The organism is Aerococcus sp. Group 2, assembly GCF_905125285.1.
GTDB lineage: Bacteria > Bacillota > Bacilli > Lactobacillales > Aerococcaceae > Aerococcus > Aerococcus urinae_E.
The window spans coordinates 351,321-373,344 of record NZ_CAJHPA010000001.1; the positions used below are offsets into that span (position 1 = coordinate 351,321).

Sequence of the window (22,024 nt, forward strand, 5' to 3'; positions counted from 1 at the left end):
CAAAATAAAGAAACCCTCAAAAGGGCTTCTCTTTTTATTTAAAATAATCGTAAGATATCATTCCAGGTCACGGCAATCATTAAGACCATTAATAAGACAAAACCAATCAAATTAATAATTCCCTCTGTCCTCACACTTAAAGCTTTCCCACGTATGGCTTCAATAATATTGAGGAAGGCCTTGCCCCCATCAAGGGCTGGGAAAGGCAGGAGGTTGACTATGCCTAAATTCACAGTCAAATAAGCCATTAATTGTAGAACAGCAATAAAGCCGACTTCTACAGTTTGAGAGGTCGCTTGGTACATATATACCGGACCACCAAAGTTATTAATATCAAAACCATTAACGACCATGGAAGCTATAGCGCTAATAATTCCAACAACAATCGCCCAAGTCGCTTTAAATCCATAAGCAATCTTAGCCCCAAAGGACTTATTTTGAGGTGCACGTACGCCGATTTGCCCGATTTTTTGACCTTTATTCGTTTCGACCGCTCCTACTTGAACAGCGATAGATTTTTGCTCTTGGTCACGTTCAACGGTAAAATTGACTTCTTGACCTGGGTGTTGACTAACAATTTTTTGCATGTCAGTAAAACTATCTATCTTCTCATCATTAATCTTGATGACCCGGTCTCCGCTTTCTAATCCCGCTTCTTGAGCAGCTGAGTCCTCAACCATCTCCCCTAAGATTGGAGCATTACTATAAACACCGCCTTGAAGAAAGGCGATAAGGATAAAGGCTAAGATACCTAAAATAAAATTATTGATTGGGCCCATGATATTAGTTAACAGGCGGTTAATTAAAGGTGCTGATTGAAACTGCTTGTCAAGCGGAGCGATTTTTACTAGGCTACCATTTTCTTCCAAAATATAGGCTTCTGGGCTAACAGAATATTTTTTAGATTCAGTTTCACCAAATGGGACCCCATGAATATACATAGACTCAGACAAGTCACTATCCATCACTTCCAATGGTAGAGCCTCAATGTCTTCCTCGTTACTGTCTAAGCAAATTAAATCAATCACTTGATCATCATTAAAGCCGACTTTAATTTGTCGTCCTGGTTCAATGACTTCATCCATATCTTCAAGACCAGCCATACGGACATAGCCACCAATTGGTAAAAGGCGTAGGGTATAAGTGGTTTCTTCTCCTTCATAATGAAAAATACGTGGTCCCATACCAATAGCAAACTCACGAACCATAATCCCTGACCGTTTAGCCATGATAAAGTGGCCAAATTCATGGAATATCACGATAACACTGAAAATAATAATAAAAACGATAATTGCTTTCATAGAAACTCCTTACTACAAAAATGCCACTAAATAATGAAACATTGGTAGAACAATCAGTAGACTATCAAATCGATCCAGTAAGCCTCCGTGCCCTGGTAGTATTTTTCCACTATCTTTCACTTTAAAGTAGCGTTTAATGGCTGATTCAATGAGGTCGCCAAATTGCCCCAAGAGACAAAGAGCAATCGCCAAGATAATCACTGAAAGGAGTGGCAGGTTCAAACTACCATCAAAAAAATTGAGGCAAAGACTATAGATGATCCCTGCCAATATCCCACCTATCGAGCCTTCGATGGTTTTATTAGGTGATATCTTAGGCGCTAACTTATGGCGGCCAAAATGAACGCCCGCTAGATAAGCAAAACTGTCATTAAACCATATAATACCAAAAGCAAAAATGACAGCAAAAAGTCCTAACCGTCGTGTCATAATCATATAATGATAACCAATACCTACATAAACGGCTGAAACAGCTAAAGCACATAGGCGCTTAAAATCCATCTGTTCGGGAAAATAAACCATGGCTATAAACAGAAAAATGATACCAGCATAGAAGAGATCCATTACCGTTAGAGAATGGGGGATAAAAGATAAGACCCGGTCAGGAAGTAAGACGACCAACATCATCAACTGGGTAACCAGCCCCTCAAAAGAAAAAAGCGGGACATTCATCATTTTTAGTAATTCACTCAAACTAACGATTCCTAACAAGACAACTAAAGCTTCAAAATACCCTCCTCCAATAAGTAAGAAAGGTATAAAAATTACTAAAGCGATAATTGCAGTAATCGTACGCGTCTTCATAGTCATACATCCATTCTATTTTAGGCCCCCATAGCGTCTTTGACGGCTTTGGTATTCGCCAATACATAATAAAAAGATTTTTTTGTCAAAATCAGGCCACTTAGTATCAATAAAATACATTTCACTATAGGCCAATTGCCAAAGTAAATAATTACTTAACCGGACTTCTCCACTCGAGCGAATTAAAAAATCAGGGTCATTGTAGGGGGCAAGTTGTTGGGTCATGAGATGATGGCTGATCGTGTCTTCATCTATCGAATCAGGATCTAAATGCCCAGATTTAACTTCACTAGCGATTTCCTTTACCGCCTCAACTATCTCAGCTCTACTCCCATAATTAAAGGCAATATTGAGGATTAAGCCAGTGTTATCCTTAGTCTTATCTATGGCATTTTCAATAGATTGGATAGTGTATTTAGGCACTGAGCCTTTATTCCCCATAATCTTAACCTGAACATTATTCTCTATCAATTCGGGCAAGAGTTCTGCTTCCATTAAATTAGGCAATTTCATAAGATAAGACACTTCACTACGGGGACGTTTCCAGTTTTCGGTAGAAAAGGCATATACAGTTAATATCTTGACACCGATTTGACTGGCCGCTACAGCGACGCGGCGAATGGCTTTTAGGCCCTCATGGTGTCCATCAGTACGCTTTAAGCCACGTTCCTTTGCCCAACGACCGTTACCATCCATGATAATTGCAACATGCTGGGGAATTTCTAAATTAGGGTCAAAAGGATGCGTTTCGTTCATAATGTTTCCACCTCAAATATAAATACTAGTTATATTGTACCGATTAGTCAGGAATTTTGTAAATCTCATTTCTCAAATTAATACCTATTTTAACATGTAAGGAGAAAAAAGCGGGGAAGAATTACTTAAGAGTATCTAGCTGGATTCTAATCGCTAACAATAGAACTTAATAAAAGAAAAAGTGACTTAATATTCACCTCTTTAGAATATAAAGAAGGAATAAAAAGTCACTAATTCAAGCAATAAGTAAGGATTAACTATTTAAAATTTCATCTTCTTTATCGCTAGCAATTTTATCCAAACGTTCAGTTACTTCATCAGTAATTTTTTGGACTTCCTTTTCATTACGACGAGCATCGTCTTCAGTGATTTCTCCGTCTTTTTCTGCTTTCTTAATGGCATCATTAGCATCACGACGAATGTTTCGAATGGCAATTTTGGCGTCTTCTAAATCACGACCAACTAACTTAGACAGTTCTTGACGACGTTCCTGAGTTAGCGCAGGAATGACTAAACGAATTTTTTCCCCATCATTAGTAGGAGCTATACCTATATCCGACATTTGAATGGCACGATCAATATTGTCTAAGGCACTCCGGTCATATGGAGTCACCATTAACATTCTTGGCTCTGGAATGGTAATTGATGCGATTTGATTTAAAGGCGTTTCAACCCCATAATATTCGACATAGATACCATTCAATAAACTGGCATTGGCTACGCCAGCACGAATTTTGCCGAGTTCATTTTGCAATGATTGCTCGCTCTTCTTCATACGGTTTTTTGTTTCCGTAAACAAGTTATTAATATCCATTATCCTAACCCCTTACCGTTGTTCCGATTTCTTCCCCTTCAACAACACGACGAATATTTCCACGCTCGTTAAGGTTAAAGACGACAATCGGAATATCATTATCCATACTCAAAGAACTTGCTGTTGCATCCATGACCTGTAAGCCCTTGGTAATCACTTCTGTGTGAGAAAGTTCTGAGAATTTCTCTGCATTTTGATCGACTTTTGGATCAGCTGTATAAACACCGTCTACTCCATTTTTAGCCATTAAAATAACGTCCGCTTCAATTTCTGCAGCGCGTAAAGCAGCAGCGGTGTCTGTGGAAAAATATGGGTTCCCTGTTCCGCCAGCAAAGATGACTACCCGATCTTTTTCTAAATGGCGCACGGCTTTGCGACGAATATAAGGTTCAGCAATTTGGCGCATCTCGATAGAAGTTTGGACCCGGGTAGGCACTTCTAGGTTTTCTAAGGCATCTTGCAAGCCTAGGGCATTCATTATCGTAGCTAGCATCCCCATATAATCTGCTTGGGCCCGTTCCATACCAATTTCTTCACCCGTTTTTCCACGCCAAATATTTCCGCCACCACAGACAATGGCTATTTCAACCCCTAATTGGTAGACATCCTTGAGTTCTTGGGCAATTTTTTTCATTGTTTTAGGGTCAATTCCAAAATTATTGTCGCCTGCTAGGGCTTCCCCGCTCAATTTTAAAACGATACGTTTATATTTTGTAGACATGATTCGCTCCTTAACCTTCTAATAAAAAGGCTGGGCTTAACCCAACCTATTAGTATTTTCCAACAAAGTATTTGCTGGATGATTAACGCATTTGACTTTGAACTTCAGCTGCGAAATCTTCTTCTTTTCTTTCGATACCTTCACCAACAGCGTAGCGACGGAAATCTTCTACAGAAGCATCTTCTTTGTCTAATAATTCTTTAACAGTCATGCTGTCATCGAGCAAGTAGTCTTGGTCATTTAAGCAAACTTCAGCATAGAATTTGTGCATACGACCTTCAACCATTTTTTCAATAATCTTTTCAGGCTTACCTTCATTTTTAGCTTGTTCAGTCAAGACTTCGCGTTCATGATCACGTTCTTCTTGGGGAATTTGCTCTTCACTAACATATTTAGGCGCAATCCCACTAACATGTAAAGCAAGATTTAAAGCTAATTGGTCATCAGAACTATTTACTAAAACAAGTGTAGCAATTTTCCCACCCATGTGGACATATTGTCCGAACACTTGGTCATCAGTTTTTTCAAAAACAGTGAAACGACGGAAGTTAATCCGTTCACCAATAATCGCAGTCTTTTGAGTAAGGTAGTCTTCTAAGGATTCACCGTTAATTTCAACTTTTTCCTTAGCTTCTTCCATATCTTGTGGCTTATATTGTACTAAGGCATGTCCAATTTCATCGATAATTTCAGTGAACTTATCATTTTTTGCAGCAAAATCAGTTTCAGTATTTACTTCTAAAATAGCTGCAGTATTGCCTTCAATATAAATCTTTGCCAAACCTTCAGCAGCAACACGATCCGCCTTCTTAGCAGCTTTCATTTGACCAGATTCACGTAAGTAGTCGACAGCCTTATCGATGTCCCCATCAGTTTCTTGAAGAGCCTTCTTAGCGTCCATCATACCCACGCCAGTTTGATCACGTAATTGTTTAACTAACTTTGCACTAATTGCCATATTTTATTTTCCTCCTATAGTGAATTCATTTCAAAAAAATAGCTATCTCATAAGTAAAAGCTACTTGAAGCTTGAGTTACCTAAGAAGATAGCTATCTACTCTTTTATATCTTACTATTTTTAGCGTTTTACTGCAACCGATTTAGATTATTCTTGGCCTTCTGCTTCTTCGTTTTCACTAGCAAATTGGGCAGCAACTTTTTCTAAATCTTCGTCTGTTGCTAATTCTTCGCTTGCGTCTTCGTCATCTTCACCTTGGTTACCTTCAAGTACAGCGTCAGCTAAAGTACTTGCAATTAGGCGGATTGCACGAATAGCGTCATCGTTTGAAGGGATGACATAGTCAATATCATCTGGGTCACAGTTAGTGTCGACCATAGCAATGATTGGAATGTTTAATTTCTTAGCTTCGTTAACTGCAATTTCTTCCTTACGTGGGTCAACCACAAAAATTGCATCTGGTAAGCTTGGCATATCAGCCATACCACCAAGGTTGTTCTCTAATTTTTCACGTTCTTTATTTAATTCAGAAACTTCTTTTTTAGGAAGAACATCAAAAGTACCGTCTTCTTCCATACGATCAATATCACGCATGCGTTGGATACTCTTTTGGATGGTGTCCCAGTTAGTTAACAAGCCACCTAACCAACGATGGTTAACGTAGTATTGACCACAACGTAAAGCTTCTTCTTCAATAGCTTGTTGTGCTTGCTTCTTGGTCCCAACAAATAAGATGTTACCACCATTAGCAGCAATATCACGAACCACGTTGTAAGCCTTGTCTAATAATTTGACAGTTTGTTGTAAGTCAATAATATAAATGCCATTACGTTCGGTAAAAATGTAACGGTCCATTTTAGGATTCCAACGACGGGTTTGGTGACCGAAGTGAACCCCTGCTTCTAATAATTGTTTCATAGTCACTTGTGACATATCTATTACCTCCATTTGGTTATTTTTCCGCCTACGCTTCCAAGAAACGCTACTCATGCTAGAGCACCTGGCGTTTCAATCCACGTAGTGTGAAATAAATATATGTTAAACACATACTGAGCTATTATATATCATTTACGAATAGAATACAAGGCTATAATGGCATTTTCTATTTAAACATCTAGTTCCTCGTCCTGATTAATATAGCGAACAAGCTTTGCCGGCACTCCGACTGCTAAGGCATTGTCCGGAATATCCTTGGTTACCACGCTGCCAGCTCCAATCACTGCACCAGAACCAATACTTACGCCAGGCATCACGGAAACATTAGCTCCCAGCCAACAGTTTGCACCAACCTTGATCGGTAAAGCCCGCTCTAGGCCCTGGTTACGCTTTTTGATTTGTAGGTGGTGCTGTGCTGTATAGAAACCACAAAAGGGTCCAATAAAACAGTGGTCTCCTATAGTAATAGGGGCCCCGTCCATGAAGTAAGCAGAATAATTAATAAAGCAATCATCTCCGATACTTACATTAGTCCCATAGTCAATATAAAAAGGAGCCAGTAATTGAGACCTACCCCCGAAATGAGCAAAAATTTGCCGTAAGAAGGCTTCCTTTTGCTGAGGATCTTCTAATAGACAATCATTATATTTTTTAGCTAAGCCTTGGGCATTTTGCCGCATAGCTAATAGTTCCTCATCATAATTAGCATCGTACCATTGACCAGCTTTCATTTTTTCGCGTTCAGACATTTTACCTTCCTTTTCATTCCTTAGGCCATTGTAAATTGACATGGTCAAGTGTTTCTTGGTAAGCGCGATCCACTCTAGCTTGAGTCGCTTGACCTAATTGACCATAATACTTCCCGCCTTGAACCCAATCTTCTAAGACATAAACTGTGTAGTCATATAGATCGAAGCCGTGCCCTCTTTTTCCATTGGGTGTACGATTAACCCAGGTAGGATGGGCTTGAATAGTGTCAATTTTGGTGGTGTCTCCCTGCTTAGTCAAGCTAACATCCATCAGCACCCCTCTTTCCGTCCAAGGGTTGTCAACGGTTTCGATCCGTTGATTAGATAAGAAATTCCCCATGGAATAAATAATAAACTTATTTTCACCATTGTGGTTGACCACTTCACTTGGTTGAATGACATGAGGATGGCCCCCAAAGACGAGATCAGCTCCCCAGTCAATCATCTTATGGTAGAGAGCTTTCTGTTCTTCATTAGGTTGTAACTGGTACTCAATACCCATATGCGGCATAACAATGGTTATATCCGCATTTTGCTCAGCAAAGTTAATTTCTTCCTTCATTTTCTCTTCATCAAGGTCACTCATGGAAGACTCATATTCTTTTTTGGACAGATTTTGTTCCATACCATTGTAGCCATATGCATAATTTAAAATGGCTATTTTAATGCCATTAACCTCTTTAATTAAGAGTTGATCAGTGGAGCGTGGTGCCTTGGTATAAACTCCGATAGTATCGATCCCTAAATCATTAAAGGCTTTTTGAGTTGAAGCGACTCCTTCTAACCCCATATCCAAAATATGATTATTTGCTAAGGCCATCACATCATAACCAGCATTTTTTATAGCTGAAGCGACTTCCACTGGGGCATTAAACATTGGATAACCGGTTAACTCACGTCCTGGTGTGATGGTGCCTTCGTAATCTCCAATCACCAAATCTCCCTGGCCTAACCAATCTTTAACGTAACGGAAGTTATTATTAAAATCATAAGTCCCATCCCCCTGCTCAGCAGACCAATAAACGATATCGTGATAAAGTAGGTCCCCATTACAAAAAATGCGCGCACTACTTGTTTTTGAAGAATTATTCTTAGGCTTTAAACTAAACTCCCAGCTTTGGCCATCCTTAGAATGCTTTAATTCTTGATAAAGAAATGCTCCTGAAATGACAATTAGTAGGGCAAAGAAAACACCTAAAAGCGCTTTTAACAGTCCTTTGATATTCATCATCTACCTCCTCTATTTTATACTTGACGTTTCACTTTTAACTTGCAGGCATATCTAAAATAAAGCGCAAGTCATCCATGGTTAAGTGGGAACTTTCTCCCATTTCCTCATCTTGGAAAAGTTCATCGAAAAGATGGCGTTTTTCTTCTTGTAATTCAGCAATGCGCTCTTCAATCGTTCCTTCTGTAATGAATCGGTAAACCTCAACATCTTTGGTCTGACCGATTCGGTGGGCCCTGCCGATAGCTTGTTCTTCAACAGAGGGATTCCACCAAAGATCATAAAGAAAGACAGTATCCGCACCGGTCAGATTAATTCCTACTCCGCCAGCTCTTAGGGAGATTAAAAAGACGGAGCCTTCACCTTGGTTGAAGCGGTTGACTTGATCTTGGCGTTTTTCTTTATTGGTTTTTCCTTCAATAATAAAATAGTTAATCGCTTCTTGGTCTAAATAATCCTGCATGATCGCTAGCATCGATGTAAATTGTGAAAAGACCAATATTCTACGATTATTACTTAAGGCCCGTTCTAACATCCGTTTGAAATATTCAAATTTTCCACTCGTTCCTTGGTAGTCAGAATTAACTAGGGCTGGGTGGCAGCAAATTTGTCTCAAGCGGGTGATGGCAGCAAGCATTTCCATGTGTTTGTGAGAACCATTGACATCATTATCTTTTAGGCGATCGCGGATATCTTCCAAGTAAGCAAGATAAACCGCCTTTTGATTTGATTCTAAGCTAGCATAGCGATTATGTACGGACTTATCAGGCAATTCCAATTGAACTTCCTGTTTGGTTCGACGTAAGACAAAGGGGCTAACCAATTTACGAATGTTTTCAATGGACATGGCTTGAAATTCTTTCTTCTGTGGTAATAGACCTGGTAAAATCATTTGCATCAAAGCCCAAAACTCATTTAAATTATTCTCTAAAGGAGTCCCTGATAAGCCAATCCGCATGCCACTGTCCTGGTTAACAACTGATTGGTATAAAACCGTACGTTCATTCTTGAGTGCTTGGGCTTCATCTAAAATCAAAACATCAAAATATTCTTGGTGGTAGGCTTCTTGGTCATTACGATAGGAATGGTAGGAACAAATCCAGATGGCCTTGGGATTTTCCTGACGGATTTTTTCCCTTTCCTCAACACTACCATCTAATACCACAACCTTCACCTCTGGAGCAAAGCGTTGAATTTCATATTTCCAATTATAAATAACAGAAGCTGGCGCTAAAATGAGTACATTGGCTTGAGGCAATTTATCAAAGTAATCCAAGAGGAAAGCCACTGTTTGAACAGTTTTCCCTAGTCCCATTTCATCGGCTAATAGTCCACCTAGGTTATATTTAGCCAATTGGCCTAACCACTGAACAGCATATTTCTGATAAGGGGCTAATTCAGTTTTTAAGCCTGGATTGCTTTGGTAATCTGACCGAGCTGGGTGGATGATATCTTGGTAGAATTGTTCAAAATCTACTGCCTGACCTAAGGCGTCTGCATATTTTAGACTCTGATAGGCAGGAACTTGCCCCCCATTTTCCCAATGCGTATTACCAGAACGCAGCTGTTTTAACATCTTATTCTGTTGAGGAGTAATAATTTTCTTCAAATCAATAATTTTTCCACTATCTAACTGCAGGTATTTGTCGTTTTGCTCGATAGCCTTTAAAATTTCATTGACTTCATCGTCATCAACATCATCCAGGGTGAAATTAATCGTTAAGAAGCGATTCTCTTCATTCTTACCAGTTTCTACTTTTAATTGCTTATCGTTATTTTGCCATTCCTCTAATTGTTGACTATAAGTCACCGTCCATTCATCAGGGAAGAATTTCTGACAATCGTTTAAAGCTTCCATGGTTTGATTAAAATTATCAAATTGACTAATAAATTGATTATCTGATTTTTCAAAGGCTAATTTGATAAGTTGTTGCTCGGATTGAATTTCGCCCTTAATATCTCTTAAGATAATGCCCTTTTCTGGCAAAATATTTTCTCCTGGAGTATCAGATAACTGGTACTGGCCATAATGATAGATTAAATTAGCTTGTAAGAGACGATCACTGACATCTAGGGCTATCTCTACTTTCAATGGGCCCATTCCTGAAGCAAAACTTAACAATACAATATTATTGATAAGACCATGGGCAAGAATTTGGTAGCCAAAACAAGAAATAAACTCTTCAACCTCATCCGCACTAAGCTGCCACTGGTAGGAATGGTCAGCAAATGTTCCTTGCAACAATTCTAAATCATCAAAATAACTTTGGTCAGCTTCAATTCTATAGAGGTTGGAGCCATCGAAGATCATTTGGTAGAACTTATATAAGCGCATCCTAGGGTTCATGATCACTAGGTAATTTCCATCCTTGTGCTGGAGTTCAAGTAAGACTGGCCGTTTGTCTTGATAAAAGTTAAGCTCAACTAAGTCATCATCGAGATAAAATTGGATGTTGTCGCCATCTTGATTTGATTCACTGTGCTCTTGATAAAAATCTATCAACATGGACAATTGTTTCTGAGATAAGAAATCTCGTTGAGGGCTTTGGTGAGATGTCGAAATATTTAATCCTGCTTCTAGGCGGTGATTGTTATTTTCCTTAATCAAGGCTAATTGGTAAAGCAAGTCATAAGTATCAGCATTAAAGGCTTCTTTAATGAGCCAGACCGCTTTGTCGTGGCGGTTGGAGAGCCTATATGAGCCCGCATTTAAAAGTTGTCGATAAAAATCCGTAAAATCTTGAACATAGTAAAGTTGATCATAGCCGACTTTTAGCCTTAAATAAAAGAGTCTTTCACTCGATAATTGATATTGGAGTCCAGTCATATCGTAAATTTCAAATTGAACCTTTAAACGATAGGTCTTGACTTGATCCTGGTCACTGAGCTTGTAATCCATTCTTTCACGGTAGGAAGTGAGTAATTTATCGATCGATGGATGCTGGTCCATCACATTTTCTGGATAATGAAATAGAGGCTTCTTGGAATATGCCATGGCACGCACCACATCATGGTCACGTAAAAACAATTCCACTGCAACAGTATGTGGGCAGTAAGATTTTTGTTGCCAAGTGATACAACGACAAATATCTTCTTCTTTACCAGTTCCATCTAAAATAACGATGTATTTTTCATCGTCAAGAACTTCTGCGCGCCAAATAGCTTCATTTTCATTAGGAATCACTTTTAGCACACGGTCCTGGTTAACTAGCTGCCTACCTTCCTCAATCATTTTTGTTGGTATACTCCAACGCATAAATTCACCCACTTTTTATAAATAATTAACTTCTTTGAATTAATTTATTATACCATACCGACGTAAAAGTGAATAGAATATCCAGCCTTAAGGCATATGTAGAAGTCTGTCATTACTAATATTTAGATCTTACAGAACACAAAAAACTCCTAGGAGAAGTCCCTAGGAGTTCTATTTCAAGCTAATGATTAAAATTAGCCTTGGTAATAACCATTTTCAAGTAAGAGAGCAATACCTTGTCCACCACCGATACATGCTGAAGCAATCGCGTAACGGTATTCTGGATGGTTCTTGAATTCATACAATAGAGATGTAATGATACGTGCACCAGACATGCCTAATGGGTGCCCTAAAGCAACTGCACCACCATGTGGGTTGAAATGATTCTTGTAGAAGTCAGTATCTTCTTCAATACCAAGTTCAATCAAACAACCAATAGTTTGAGCTGCAAAGGCTTCATTAATTTCTAAGATATCAATGTCTTCTTTAAGGTCCATTTCTTGACGCGCAAGAATGTCTTTAATCGCTTGAACCGGTCCTAAGCCCATGTATGCAGGGTCACAACCAGCAATTTGGTAGTCAACGACACGAGCCATGATTTCTAAGCCACGTTCTTCAGCAACTGATTTGGTGGTCATAATTTCAAAAGCACCACCGTCATTTAAGCCAGAAGCATTACCTGCAGTAACAATACCATCTTTTTCAAAAGCTGGGCGTAATTTAGCTAATGATTCCATCGATGTTCCTGGACGTGGATGGCCGTCTTTTTCTACGACGTTAACTTTCCCCTTACGTCCTTTAACTTCTACCGGAATGATTTCTTGAGCGAAACGTCCGTTTTCAATAGCTTCTGCAGCTTTACGTTGAGATTCTACTGCAAATTGGTCAGCGCGTTCACGAGTAATTCCGTATTTACGAGCAACATTTTCTGCAGTGTTTCCCATGTGGTTAACACCAGAATCTTTACCAGAAGCAGAGCTATGGCCAGCTAAGTTAGCATCAATTAAAGGTTTATTGCCTCCCTTTAATCCCTCATAACGAGCGGATTCTGGTAGATAGAAAGGCGCACGTGATAAAGATTCTACCCCACCAGCAGCAATAATACTTTTGTTGGAGAATAGTAATTCTTGTGCGGCTGATACAGCGGATTGAATACCTGATCCACAGATACGGTTAATAGTCATACCTGTTGCAGTATTTTTTACTCCTGCATCAATCCCGATAATGTTACCTAAATTATTGGTTGTTTGTGATCCAGTGACATGACCAACAATAACTTCTTCAATATCTTCAACTTCAACACCAGCACGTTTAGCAGCTTCTGTAAGAGAAATTACCCCTAATTCATCAACTGGAACAGTCTTTAAGTCGCCTAGGTAAGCACCAACAGGAGTCCGTGCGGCACCAACAAAAACAACTTCTTCATTTTTAGCTTTTAACATTCACTAAATCCTCCTTTAATTTCAAGGCCTTTATTATACAACATATCTAATTATTTTTTAGATTTTGCATCAATAATTTCTTTAAGGCCGCCCCATTCTTCTTTAAAGATATCAGGATTCATTTCTTTCAAGTCTTCGGCAATTTCAGGTTCAAATTCCATTTGGTCAAGAACATCTTTTTGGAGGTCAATTCCTGGTGCAATTTCAATTAAACGAACTTTACCTTCATGTAAGTCAAAGACAGCACGTTCAGTGACGTATAAGATATTTTGGTCGTTTTCTTGGGCATATTTACCAGAGAAACTTACTTGTTCAACTTCTTTCAAGAATTTAGGTCCACGACCTTGTTCATCAATGACTAATTTACCGTCTTCGATGTGTGATTTACCACCAACAGTTAAAGTACCTACAAAGACAAGGTTCTTAGTGTTTTGAGAAATATTGATGAATCCACCTGGGCCAGGAACTTTAGGACCAAATTTTGTAACGTTATTGTTACCATATTGGTCAATTTGTCCAATTCCTAATACAGAAAGGTCTAAACCGTTACCATCGTAGAAATCAAATTGGTTAGCCATAGCAATGGAAGCATCAGCATTACGTGAAGCACCAAAGTCTAAGCCACCAGCAGCACTACCACCCCAGATACCCATCTCTAGAGTTGTCACATATTCGTCAGCAACGCCTTCTTCTTGGGCAACAGAAGCCACCATGTCAGGCGTACCGATACCTAAGTTAATCACAGAATCAGGTTGTAATTCCATAGCTGCACGACGACCAATGACCTTACGTGATGAAAGTGGTGCAGGTTTAACGCTGTCCACTGGAACATTGATTTTTCCAGCTAGTTCTGGGCTGTAGTAGGTCCCCATAGTTTGATAGTGATATTCAGGCTCAGCTACCACAATATAGTCAATTAAACCGCCTGGTACCACAATACTCTTAGGATCTAGAGAGTTGTTTTCAACAATTTGTTTTACTTGAGCAATAACGGTACCACCTTTTTTCTTGGTAGCCATTGCTAATTCAAGTTGTTCAAGAATACAGGTCTCATCTTCAACGTTCATGTTTCCTTTTTCATCAGCAAATGATCCACGGATGAAGGCAACATCAATATCAAAATCTGGATATTTCAACCATTCTTCGCCACCAAATTCCGCTAATTCGATAAGTTCTTCAGTGGTTTTTTCAGTTGCTTTAGCCCCTTCTAAACGAGGGTCAACATAGGTTTGTAAACCAACTTTAGTTAAGAAAGGTTTGTTACCAGCAATAGCGCGATAAAGTTGAGTAAATACACCTTGTGGTAATAAATAGGCTTCAACTTCGTTATTAACCACCTTATCAACCATACCAGGTGAAGAACCAACGTGACCAGCAATGATACGTTTTACCAAACCATCTGCTAATAAGTGGTCAGCACCACGGCCAGGTTTGTTGTTACCAATACCACATGACCACATGAAAGTAATGTCTTTGGGATGTTGTTCTTCTTCATAACGTTCTTTAACCCCTACTAGTAAGTCTTCAGGTAGGCCCCCTAAACCGAAAGTACAAGTAGCTAATAGATCGTTATCTTTAATTAAATCAGCTGCTTCACGTCTTGAAATAACTGGTTTCTTTTTACCCATTTATCTCTCTCCTTTTCTATAAATACATTTCTTTTCTTAATATAAAATTGTTGAAGCAATTAACATAGCGATTAAGGCAAGCAAGTGACCACCATTAACCATTATAAACTGATGCATGAAAGCATTTTTTAAACTTAGGCCAGTCAAGTTGTTAAAGGTGATTGTCACTCCCGAATGAGGAACCACGGTAATCACAGCTGATGCAACAACTGCAATACGGTGAATCAATTCAGGCGCAATTCCCATCTCTAAATAAGTTGGTGCAAAGTTTTGCATAACGATCCCCAGAGCCCCGGAACTAGAACCTGTAATCCCGCCAAGTAAAGCAGTTGCTACAGATAGTCCAATTAAAGGGTTACCCGGGATAGACATAATCGCATCTTGAACCACACTGAAGCCAGGCGCACTGGTTAATACTGACCCAAAAGCTACTGAGCTTGAGGTAGCAAAGGCTGATGGTACAGCACTATTAGCTCCATCATTCAATAGTGAAGTTTGTTTTGGTAAATATTTCCGATATAAGAAGGCACTTAATAAGATCCCCACAGTTAAAGCAATCAAAATAATATTCGGCACATCACTGAAGATTAAAATAATCGCTACTAAAGTAACCAATGGTAAAATAGCTAATAAAATTGGAGGAATATTTTCTTCATCTGTTTCAGCGTCAAGGTCAGCTTCTTCTCCAACTGATTCCCCTTCATCTAAATAGGAATAGAAAGTTTCTCCCTTAGCTAGACTCCGATTTAATTGAAACTTTAAGTAGGTCAGCCCAAAAGCAACCACTGTAATAACACCAATCATACTCAACACAGGAGCTGCTGTTAAAGTAGTCCCTAAGTAAGTCGTTGGTACCGCGTTTTGAACTGAAGGTGTCCCTGGCAGCATAGACATAGTTACGGTTGCCATTCCCAAGAATAGCGGAATAGGTAGTAAGGACCAATTGACATTTAACTTTTTAAAGATTGGTCGAGCTAATGGAACTAAGGCAAACATAACCACAAATAAGCTAATCCCACCATAAGTTAATATTGCTGCAATACCAGCGAAAGCTACTAGCACAATAAAAGGATTATCTAAACCAACTTTGGCCAAAACCCAGTTAGCGATCGAAACTGTAGCATTACTTTTTTCCATATATTGAGCCAGAACTGCGCCTAATAGGAAAATCGCAAAGTTTTTAATTAAGAAACCTGCAAGACCGGTCATATAAGAAGGTGCATCACCAATTAATGACCCAAAGATGTCCATTTGGTTGGTTAGAATAACAATTAATGTGGCTAGAGGAGCAGCAATAACAATGTTTAATCCTCTAACTGATAAATAAATAATTGCGATAATCGCAAGAAATATACCGATTACGCCAAGAATTTCCATATATTTTCTCCTTGCTGTAAAAAACATGATTAAAGGAACGGTTAACCGTTCCTTTAATTTTTATGCAGCGAGCGACATTACATGTTCATACCACCGTTAACTTGTAGTAATTGACCAGTGATATAACCTGAATCTGGTGAAGCTAAGAATTTCATTGCATTGGCAATGTCTTTTGGATAACCAATACGTTTTACTGGAATACCATCAATCATATTTTGTTTGATTTCTTCTGGAATAGCATCGGTCATTGGGGTTTCAATGAAACCTGGTGCAACAGCGTTAACGGTAACACCTTTAGCAGCACCTTCACGAGCGATTGTCTTAGTCATACCAATAATACCTGCTTTTGAAGCGGAATAGTTGGTTTGACCGAAGTTACCTTCAACCCCTGCTAAGGAAGAAGCGTTAACAATACGTCCGTACCCTGCGGCAGTCATGCGAATAAATGCTGCTTTAGAATAGTTAAATACACCTGTTAAGTTAGTTGCAATAACTTGATCCCATTGTTCTTTAGTCATTTTCTTCAATGAAGCATCACGGGTAATACCAGCATTGTTGATTAAGACATCAACTTTACCGTATTTTTCAACAACATCTGCAATAATTTCCTCAGCACGGTCGAAATCAGATACATCTGCTTGATAAGCAACTGCTTTACCACTATTTTCATTAATGGCTTCTGCTGTCTTTTGTGCAGTTTCTTCATTGAAATCCACAATAACTACTTGAGCACCATCTTGAGCGAATTCTTTAGCGATTTCAGCACCAATACCTTGGCCTGCGCCAGTAACTACAACAACTTGATCGTTAAACATTCGATCTTCCTCCTTTGAAATAGCTAATGTATTAATTTATAGTTATAACAAGCTAAGTAACTACAAACCATTTCTTTTACATGCTTATTATATCGGAAAAGAAATGAAAATAGAAATAATAGATGAAAGCGCTATCAATAACTATATTGTTATAGCTGGTAAATTATGCTATACTGTACACACCGTTAAGCATGCACTGACTATTTGGAGGTTTCTAAAAATGTCTAACATAACACCCTTAGTACTCATGGAAACAATTGTTGCCGAAGGTAATATCACTGCTGCTGCAGAAAAGCTCTATGTCTCTCAACCCTATTTAAGTAAAATGTTAAGTCGTTTAGAAGGTGAGTATGGATTAGAATTTTTCACCCGTTTACCGCGTTCGGTTCAAATTACTTATGCCGGTGAACGTTATTTAGACCATTTGCGCAGAAAGCATGAAATCGACCTCGATATGCTAAGTGAATTTGATATGATCTCAAAAAACAAAAAAGGGAAAATTAAACTAGGGATTAATCCGGCCCTAGGTAGTAGTATCTTACCTTTAATTATTCCACCCTTTCTTGATAAAAATCCCGAAATTAAATTTGAATTTTATGAAGAGGATGCCGATACCATTGATTCTTTAATCGAAAATCACATGATTGATATCGCTTTTGAAATGGCTCCTATGGAAAACAATGCTTTTCAACATCACTATGTCTATAGCGACCAGATGTATTTGATTGTCCCTAAAAATAACCCACTCTACCAAGAGAAATATGGAAGCGAGATCACCCATTTCCCCTACGATCTTAAAAAATTAGATAATCTCCCCCTCGTCTTACTCCCCCATAATTTTGGTTTAAGACGCTTAGTGGATTTATTTTATAACCGTAAAAGGCTAAAACAACATGTTATTTTGGAAACTTCCACTGTCTATTCGGCAGTCGGTTTAACAAGAAAAGGAGTAGGGGCTACCTTTGTACCGGTTACAGGAATGTCTTGGCCAACTTTTAATGACTGTAACGTCTTTGTTTTTGATAGTGATATTTTTAAGTGTGACTATGTATTCTCTCATCGTCAAGATCGTTCCCTAGCGCCAACCATCGTTGAATTTATTCAATCATCAACAGATATTCTTCGCGAACTCAGCCCTAAATTTACTTTCTCCACCAATAAAGACTAATAAAAAGCTCCCCGACTTTTACAAAGTTTGGGGAGCTTTTTGCTTCTTAGCTGTACCTTAATCCCTAAATGACTAACAGTTTTTGTAGTTAGGTTCACGTTTTTCTTTGAAAGCTTTAATCCCTTCAGCAGCATCTTCAGTTTTGAAGTTGTCAATGAAGACTTCGGTTTCAAAGGCTAGAGCTTCATCGATAGGTAGGTGAGCCCCATCATTAATGGCACGTTTAGCTGCTTGTAAACCTTGTGGGGAATTCTTAGCCATTTTTTCAGCAATCTTAGTTGCTTCTTCTTGCAAACTGTCAGATGGAAAGACATTTTGAACTAAGCCAACTTCTTTAGCTTCTTCAGCTTTCAATGGTCTGCCGGTATAAATTAATGATTTCGCATTAGCAACACCAATTAAACGTTGAAGTGTTTGGGTACCGCCCCCACCAGGGATAATACCGATGCCGATTTCCGGTAAGGCAATATTTAATTTTTCACCAGCAATCCGGTAGTCAGCAAAGAGTGACATTTCACAACCGCCACCGCGAACAATGCCATCATAGACATAGATTACTGGTTTTTTAGCATAGTAGAAGCAGGAGTAGTTACGTTTAGACACTTTACAGTAATTTTCAATCCCATTTTCTTCCTCTTGAGTTGCTAGCATTTCATCGAGGTCCATACCAGCAGAGAAGATTTTTCCTTCTTTTTGCATAACCATTGTGAAATAAATAACACTTACTTCATCATTGTTATCCATTTCATGAACAGCATCTTCAATCAATTGTAAGTGTTCCATTTCCAAGATGTTTAACGGATCATTTCTTAGAATAATTTTCCCCACTTTATTCTCAACTTTAGTCTCAACAACTGACATTTGAGTCACTCCTTCTAAAAATATTGTGTTTGTTTTCACAACTACATTATCTCACGCAGAAAGCCCTTTCACAAATTCCTTTTCTTTAGTATAGCGATAACTATTTCTTTATGTCAAATGTTTGCTATACTTGAGATAATGATTACTCACTAGAAAGGTATGATCGTATGTTAAACTTGTGTCCCGGACCCACTCATATCTCCCAAGCCGTCCTTAAAGCCTATAGTCAAGTAAAAACTAATCCTGATATTGACCACCAGTACACCCAATATCAACGTCAGATTGAAAACAAGATATCACAGTTATTACATACCAAAGCTGTCTCTTTTTTTATGGTGGGTGAAGCCCTATTGGCTCTAGAAGCTGCTGTCAATTCTATCATCCAACCAGGAGACCGGGTTTTGGTGATTAGTAACGGGGTTTATGGTCAAGGCTTTCAAGACTTTGTCAGCTTTGTTAAGGCAGAGGTTGTGCTTTATGAAAGTGACTGGCGCCGTGGGATTGACTTGAATGACTTAAAAGCCTTTCTAGAAGACGACCACGATTTTCAGGTGGCAACTTTCGTCCATTGTGAAACCCCCACCGGCATCACTAATGATATTCATGGCATCGGTCAAATCTTAAATAGCTATAATATTCTCTCTATAGTCGATTCTGTTTCCGCAATTGGCGGCGAATATATTAACTTTGACCAAGCTAAAGTAGATGTCTTACTTGGTGGTAGTCAAAAATGCTTTTCCGCTCCTGTAGGCTTGGCTAGTGTCACCCTTTCTAAACGCGCTATAGAGCATATGGAAAATCGTCATTCTCCTATCCCTAGCTTTTACGCCAATTTCCAATCTTATCTCAGCTTTGACGACCCGCATTTCGACTTTCCTTATACAATGAATGAACAGGCCATTTACGCCATGGATGTAGCTATTCAACAAGCGATTGACAGTGATTTTGCCAACAAGCATCAAAAATGGGCTGAAGCTACCCGACAATTATTTAAAGAAGCCGGTTTTGAACTATATGCTAAAGACCATGCCTCAAATACATTAACCAGTGTTTTACTCCCTGAATCAGTTGCAAGCCTGGATGTGATGAAATTAGTAAGGGACGAAGGTATTTTAATTACTAAAGGCGACGGTCCCCAAGGCGAAAGACTGCTGCGAATCGCCCATATGGGAAGTAATATGGAAGTCAAATATTTCCAAAAAATGTACCACGCCCTAGACAAAGCCTTTCATCATTTAGGTATAAAATACCAAGGAGAACTCGAAGAAAAGTTTATGTTAAGTGACATTGCTAAAAACTTTTAAAAAGACGGAGATTCACTTTTTATGAATCTCCGTTTTTTATTACATTATGTTATTAACTCTTCCCTAGCTTAACTTTTAAAGAATTATGGGAAAACCACTTGAACTAAGAACATATAAGACAGGGTTCCGCCAGCGATACTCAGTAAAGAGCGGTGGGTCTTAGCCTGAAGTAGGATTGTCACAAGGATGGCAATCAGCTCAGGCAAGGCATAAGGATAAGCCAAGGGGTTACTTGATTGTAAGGAATAAACCACTAAGAGGCTAATCGCAGCGGCAGGAAGGACTTTACCCAAATAAGTGACAAAGCGAGGAGGAACTTGGTTTTTCGAAAAAACCACAAAGACAATAAAACGGGTTAAGGCTGTTCCCAAGGCCAAGAGAATGACTGTTATTAACTGTTGGTTAAAACTCATCTTTCTTCCTCCTCACGTATAAAAATAAAAAAGAATATAGCAATAATGATTAACATTGCAGGAATCAAGAAGCTGTTAGGGCCAAAAATAAATAAACAAATTAAGCCAGTGGCTAGGGCAATGATTTGTGGCCTATGGTTAGCGCTTCCTTGCCATTGGTCGACAAAAATACTTACAAACAAGGCTGTTAAAATAAATTCAATTCCTCTTAGGCTAAAGCTGATAAAATTTCCTAAGAAAATCCCCAGAACTGTTCCAATAATCCAGTAAAACTGATCTAATAAACTGATCAAAAAGTAGACCCAAGACTTGTCAATATGACCAGGAACCTTAACCGAAGCCGTCAGTGAAAAGGTTTCATCAGACAAAGCAAAAATGCTATAGTATTTTTTCCAACCTAGGGACTGATAACTTTCTAACATGGTAATGCCGTAAAACATGTGTCTCGCATTCACCATAACAGCTAGCATAAAAGCGGCAAAGGGATCATAGGCTCCCAATAAGACATTTATGCCGGCAAATTGAATCGACCCCCCATAAACAATTAGGCTCATTAAAATAGTTAACCAGGGGTGAATCCCTGAACTCGTTGCTAATAAACCAAAGGATAATGACAAGAATAAATACCCCATCATAATCGGGATAGTTTTGGGAAAGGCAAATTTAAGCGCTTCTTTCATCTACAAACCTCTTTTCTACGTTAAATGATTCTATCTTACAGGATAATATAGTTATAAAGGAAAATAAATCACAGATAGCTCATCCAGTTATGATCTTTTCCAATCAGTCCTGATAGCCTTAGCTAACTTAGCTAATAATAAGAAAAAAACTGGGACGAATGCCCAGTTTCTCTTATAAGTAAGAATATGTGGTTAAGAATAGACTTCTTCTTTTAAAACAGCAATATTAGGATAGTTTCTCAATTGGCCCTTATAGTCTAAGCCATAACCGACAACAAACTTATCCGGAATTTCAAAGCCGATCCAGTCGGCCTGAAAGTCCTTTTTGCGCCGACTCGGTTTATCTAATAAAGAAACGGTTTTTATGGAAGCTGCCTGGCGGGATTTTAAGACCTTATACAGATAGCTTAAAGTTCTCCCGGTATCTACAATATCTTCAACAAATAAGATATGACGCCCTTTTGCAGGGACCGATAAATCCTTTATTATTTTTACTTCGCCACTGGATTCAAAGGCATCACCGTAACTAGAAACATCCATAAAGTCAATTTCAAGAAGGATATCCATTTGTTTCATTAAATCAGCCATAAAGGGCATGCCCCCTTTTAAGACACAAACCAGTAAAGGATTCTTATCCTGATACTCTTCGGCAATGTCCTTAGCTAATTCTTCGATACGTTTTAATAATTCCGCTTGGGGAATAAGTATTTCTTCCATTAAATTATCCATTAAAAAGCTCCTAATTCTCTAATCTCTTATTCACTCTTGTGATCTTATAATAACAGATAATAGCTAAAGACGCAGAAAAAATTG

The 22,024-nt window shown here is 38.6% G+C and carries 20 protein-coding genes; 2 read left to right on the plus strand and 18 right to left on the minus strand.

Features of this window, described 5'->3' with window-relative positions; translation table 11 throughout:
- Nucleotides 1-38 precede the first annotated feature (38 nt).
- The 14 genes from rseP to fabG all read right to left on the minus strand — a co-directional run bounded on the left by rseP (nucleotide 39) and on the right by fabG (nucleotide 16,785).
- Complete coding sequence (gene rseP, locus JFU01_RS01525) at nucleotides 39-1,301, minus strand: RIP metalloprotease RseP (RefSeq protein WP_195855575.1); 1,263 nt, start codon at nucleotides 1,299-1,301, stop codon at nucleotides 39-41.
- A 12-nt stretch (nucleotides 1,302-1,313) separates the two neighbouring features.
- Nucleotides 1,314-2,105, minus strand: a complete 792-nt coding sequence (locus tag JFU01_RS01530; RefSeq protein WP_195855576.1) for a phosphatidate cytidylyltransferase — start codon at nucleotides 2,103-2,105, stop codon at nucleotides 1,314-1,316.
- Between the two features lie 15 nt (nucleotides 2,106-2,120).
- Complete coding sequence (locus tag JFU01_RS01535; RefSeq protein WP_195855577.1) at nucleotides 2,121-2,861, minus strand: isoprenyl transferase; 741 nt, start codon at nucleotides 2,859-2,861, stop codon at nucleotides 2,121-2,123.
- A gap of 253 nt (nucleotides 2,862-3,114) precedes the next feature.
- Nucleotides 3,115-3,675 carry a ribosome recycling factor gene (frr, locus tag JFU01_RS01540; protein WP_195855578.1) on the minus strand — a complete coding sequence of 187 codons (561 nt, stop codon included), beginning with the start codon at nucleotides 3,673-3,675 and terminating at the stop codon, nucleotides 3,115-3,117.
- Between the two features lie 4 nt (nucleotides 3,676-3,679).
- A complete protein-coding gene (gene pyrH, locus JFU01_RS01545) occupies nucleotides 3,680-4,396 on the minus strand; it encodes a UMP kinase (RefSeq protein ID WP_013669226.1) in 717 nt (238 codons plus the stop codon).
- An 82-nt stretch (nucleotides 4,397-4,478) separates the two neighbouring features.
- Nucleotides 4,479-5,354: a translation elongation factor Ts gene (gene tsf, locus JFU01_RS01550; protein WP_060778204.1), complete on the minus strand. Its 876-nt coding sequence runs from the start codon at nucleotides 5,352-5,354 to the stop codon at nucleotides 4,479-4,481.
- Nucleotides 5,355-5,501: 147 nt separating this feature from the next.
- Complete coding sequence (gene rpsB / locus JFU01_RS01555) at nucleotides 5,502-6,287, minus strand: 30S ribosomal protein S2 (RefSeq protein WP_060778203.1); 786 nt, start codon at nucleotides 6,285-6,287, stop codon at nucleotides 5,502-5,504.
- Between the two features lie 173 nt (nucleotides 6,288-6,460).
- The gene (locus tag JFU01_RS01560; protein WP_195855579.1) at nucleotides 6,461-7,039 is read right to left on the minus strand and encodes a sugar O-acetyltransferase; all 579 of its coding nucleotides are present in this window, start codon (nucleotides 7,037-7,039) and stop codon (nucleotides 6,461-6,463) included.
- Between the two features lie 13 nt (nucleotides 7,040-7,052).
- Nucleotides 7,053-8,267 (minus strand): CapA family protein, encoded by a 1,215-nt coding sequence (locus JFU01_RS01565; RefSeq protein ID WP_195855580.1) that lies wholly within the window; start codon nucleotides 8,265-8,267, stop codon nucleotides 7,053-7,055.
- A 37-nt stretch (nucleotides 8,268-8,304) separates the two neighbouring features.
- Nucleotides 8,305-11,523 (minus strand): DEAD/DEAH box helicase, encoded by a 3,219-nt coding sequence (locus JFU01_RS01570; RefSeq protein ID WP_195855581.1) that lies wholly within the window; start codon nucleotides 11,521-11,523, stop codon nucleotides 8,305-8,307.
- A gap of 194 nt (nucleotides 11,524-11,717) precedes the next feature.
- Nucleotides 11,718-12,965 (minus strand): thiolase family protein, encoded by a 1,248-nt coding sequence (locus tag JFU01_RS01575; protein ID WP_195855582.1) that lies wholly within the window; start codon nucleotides 12,963-12,965, stop codon nucleotides 11,718-11,720.
- A gap of 50 nt (nucleotides 12,966-13,015) precedes the next feature.
- The gene (locus JFU01_RS01580; RefSeq protein WP_195855583.1) at nucleotides 13,016-14,593 is read right to left on the minus strand and encodes an acyl CoA:acetate/3-ketoacid CoA transferase; all 1,578 of its coding nucleotides are present in this window, start codon (nucleotides 14,591-14,593) and stop codon (nucleotides 13,016-13,018) included.
- A gap of 36 nt (nucleotides 14,594-14,629) precedes the next feature.
- The gene (locus JFU01_RS01585) at nucleotides 14,630-15,970 is read right to left on the minus strand and encodes a GntP family permease (RefSeq protein WP_195855584.1); all 1,341 of its coding nucleotides are present in this window, start codon (nucleotides 15,968-15,970) and stop codon (nucleotides 14,630-14,632) included.
- A gap of 77 nt (nucleotides 15,971-16,047) precedes the next feature.
- Complete coding sequence (fabG, locus tag JFU01_RS01590; protein ID WP_195855585.1) at nucleotides 16,048-16,785, minus strand: 3-oxoacyl-ACP reductase FabG; 738 nt, start codon at nucleotides 16,783-16,785, stop codon at nucleotides 16,048-16,050.
- Between the two features lie 220 nt (nucleotides 16,786-17,005).
- Here fabG and JFU01_RS01595 point away from each other — a divergent pair, with 220 nt between their 5' ends.
- The gene (locus tag JFU01_RS01595) at nucleotides 17,006-17,953 is read left to right on the plus strand and encodes a LysR family transcriptional regulator (protein ID WP_195855586.1); all 948 of its coding nucleotides are present in this window, start codon (nucleotides 17,006-17,008) and stop codon (nucleotides 17,951-17,953) included.
- Nucleotides 17,954-18,025: 72 nt separating this feature from the next.
- Here the strand turns inward: JFU01_RS01595 and JFU01_RS01600 are convergent, their stop codons facing one another.
- Nucleotides 18,026-18,814: an enoyl-CoA hydratase/isomerase family protein gene (locus JFU01_RS01600; protein ID WP_195855587.1), complete on the minus strand. Its 789-nt coding sequence runs from the start codon at nucleotides 18,812-18,814 to the stop codon at nucleotides 18,026-18,028.
- A 167-nt stretch (nucleotides 18,815-18,981) separates the two neighbouring features.
- Here JFU01_RS01600 and JFU01_RS01605 point away from each other — a divergent pair, with 167 nt between their 5' ends.
- The gene (locus JFU01_RS01605; RefSeq protein WP_195855588.1) at nucleotides 18,982-20,118 is read left to right on the plus strand and encodes a pyridoxal-phosphate-dependent aminotransferase family protein; all 1,137 of its coding nucleotides are present in this window, start codon (nucleotides 18,982-18,984) and stop codon (nucleotides 20,116-20,118) included.
- An 83-nt stretch (nucleotides 20,119-20,201) separates the two neighbouring features.
- Here the strand turns inward: JFU01_RS01605 and JFU01_RS01610 are convergent, their stop codons facing one another.
- The 3 genes from JFU01_RS01610 to hpt form a co-directional block, all read right to left on the minus strand.
- Nucleotides 20,202-20,531, minus strand: coding sequence for a branched-chain amino acid transporter permease (locus JFU01_RS01610; protein WP_195855589.1), 330 nt, complete (start codon nucleotides 20,529-20,531; stop codon nucleotides 20,202-20,204).
- Nucleotides 20,528-21,211: an AzlC family ABC transporter permease gene (locus tag JFU01_RS01615; protein WP_151018903.1), complete on the minus strand. Its 684-nt coding sequence runs from the start codon at nucleotides 21,209-21,211 to the stop codon at nucleotides 20,528-20,530. Before JFU01_RS01615 ends, JFU01_RS01610 begins: the two co-directional genes overlap by 4 nt.
- Nucleotides 21,212-21,403: 192 nt before the next feature.
- Nucleotides 21,404-21,940, minus strand: coding sequence for a hypoxanthine phosphoribosyltransferase (hpt, locus tag JFU01_RS01620; protein ID WP_070560285.1), 537 nt, complete (start codon nucleotides 21,938-21,940; stop codon nucleotides 21,404-21,406).
- Between the last annotated feature and the right edge of the window lie 84 nt (nucleotides 21,941-22,024).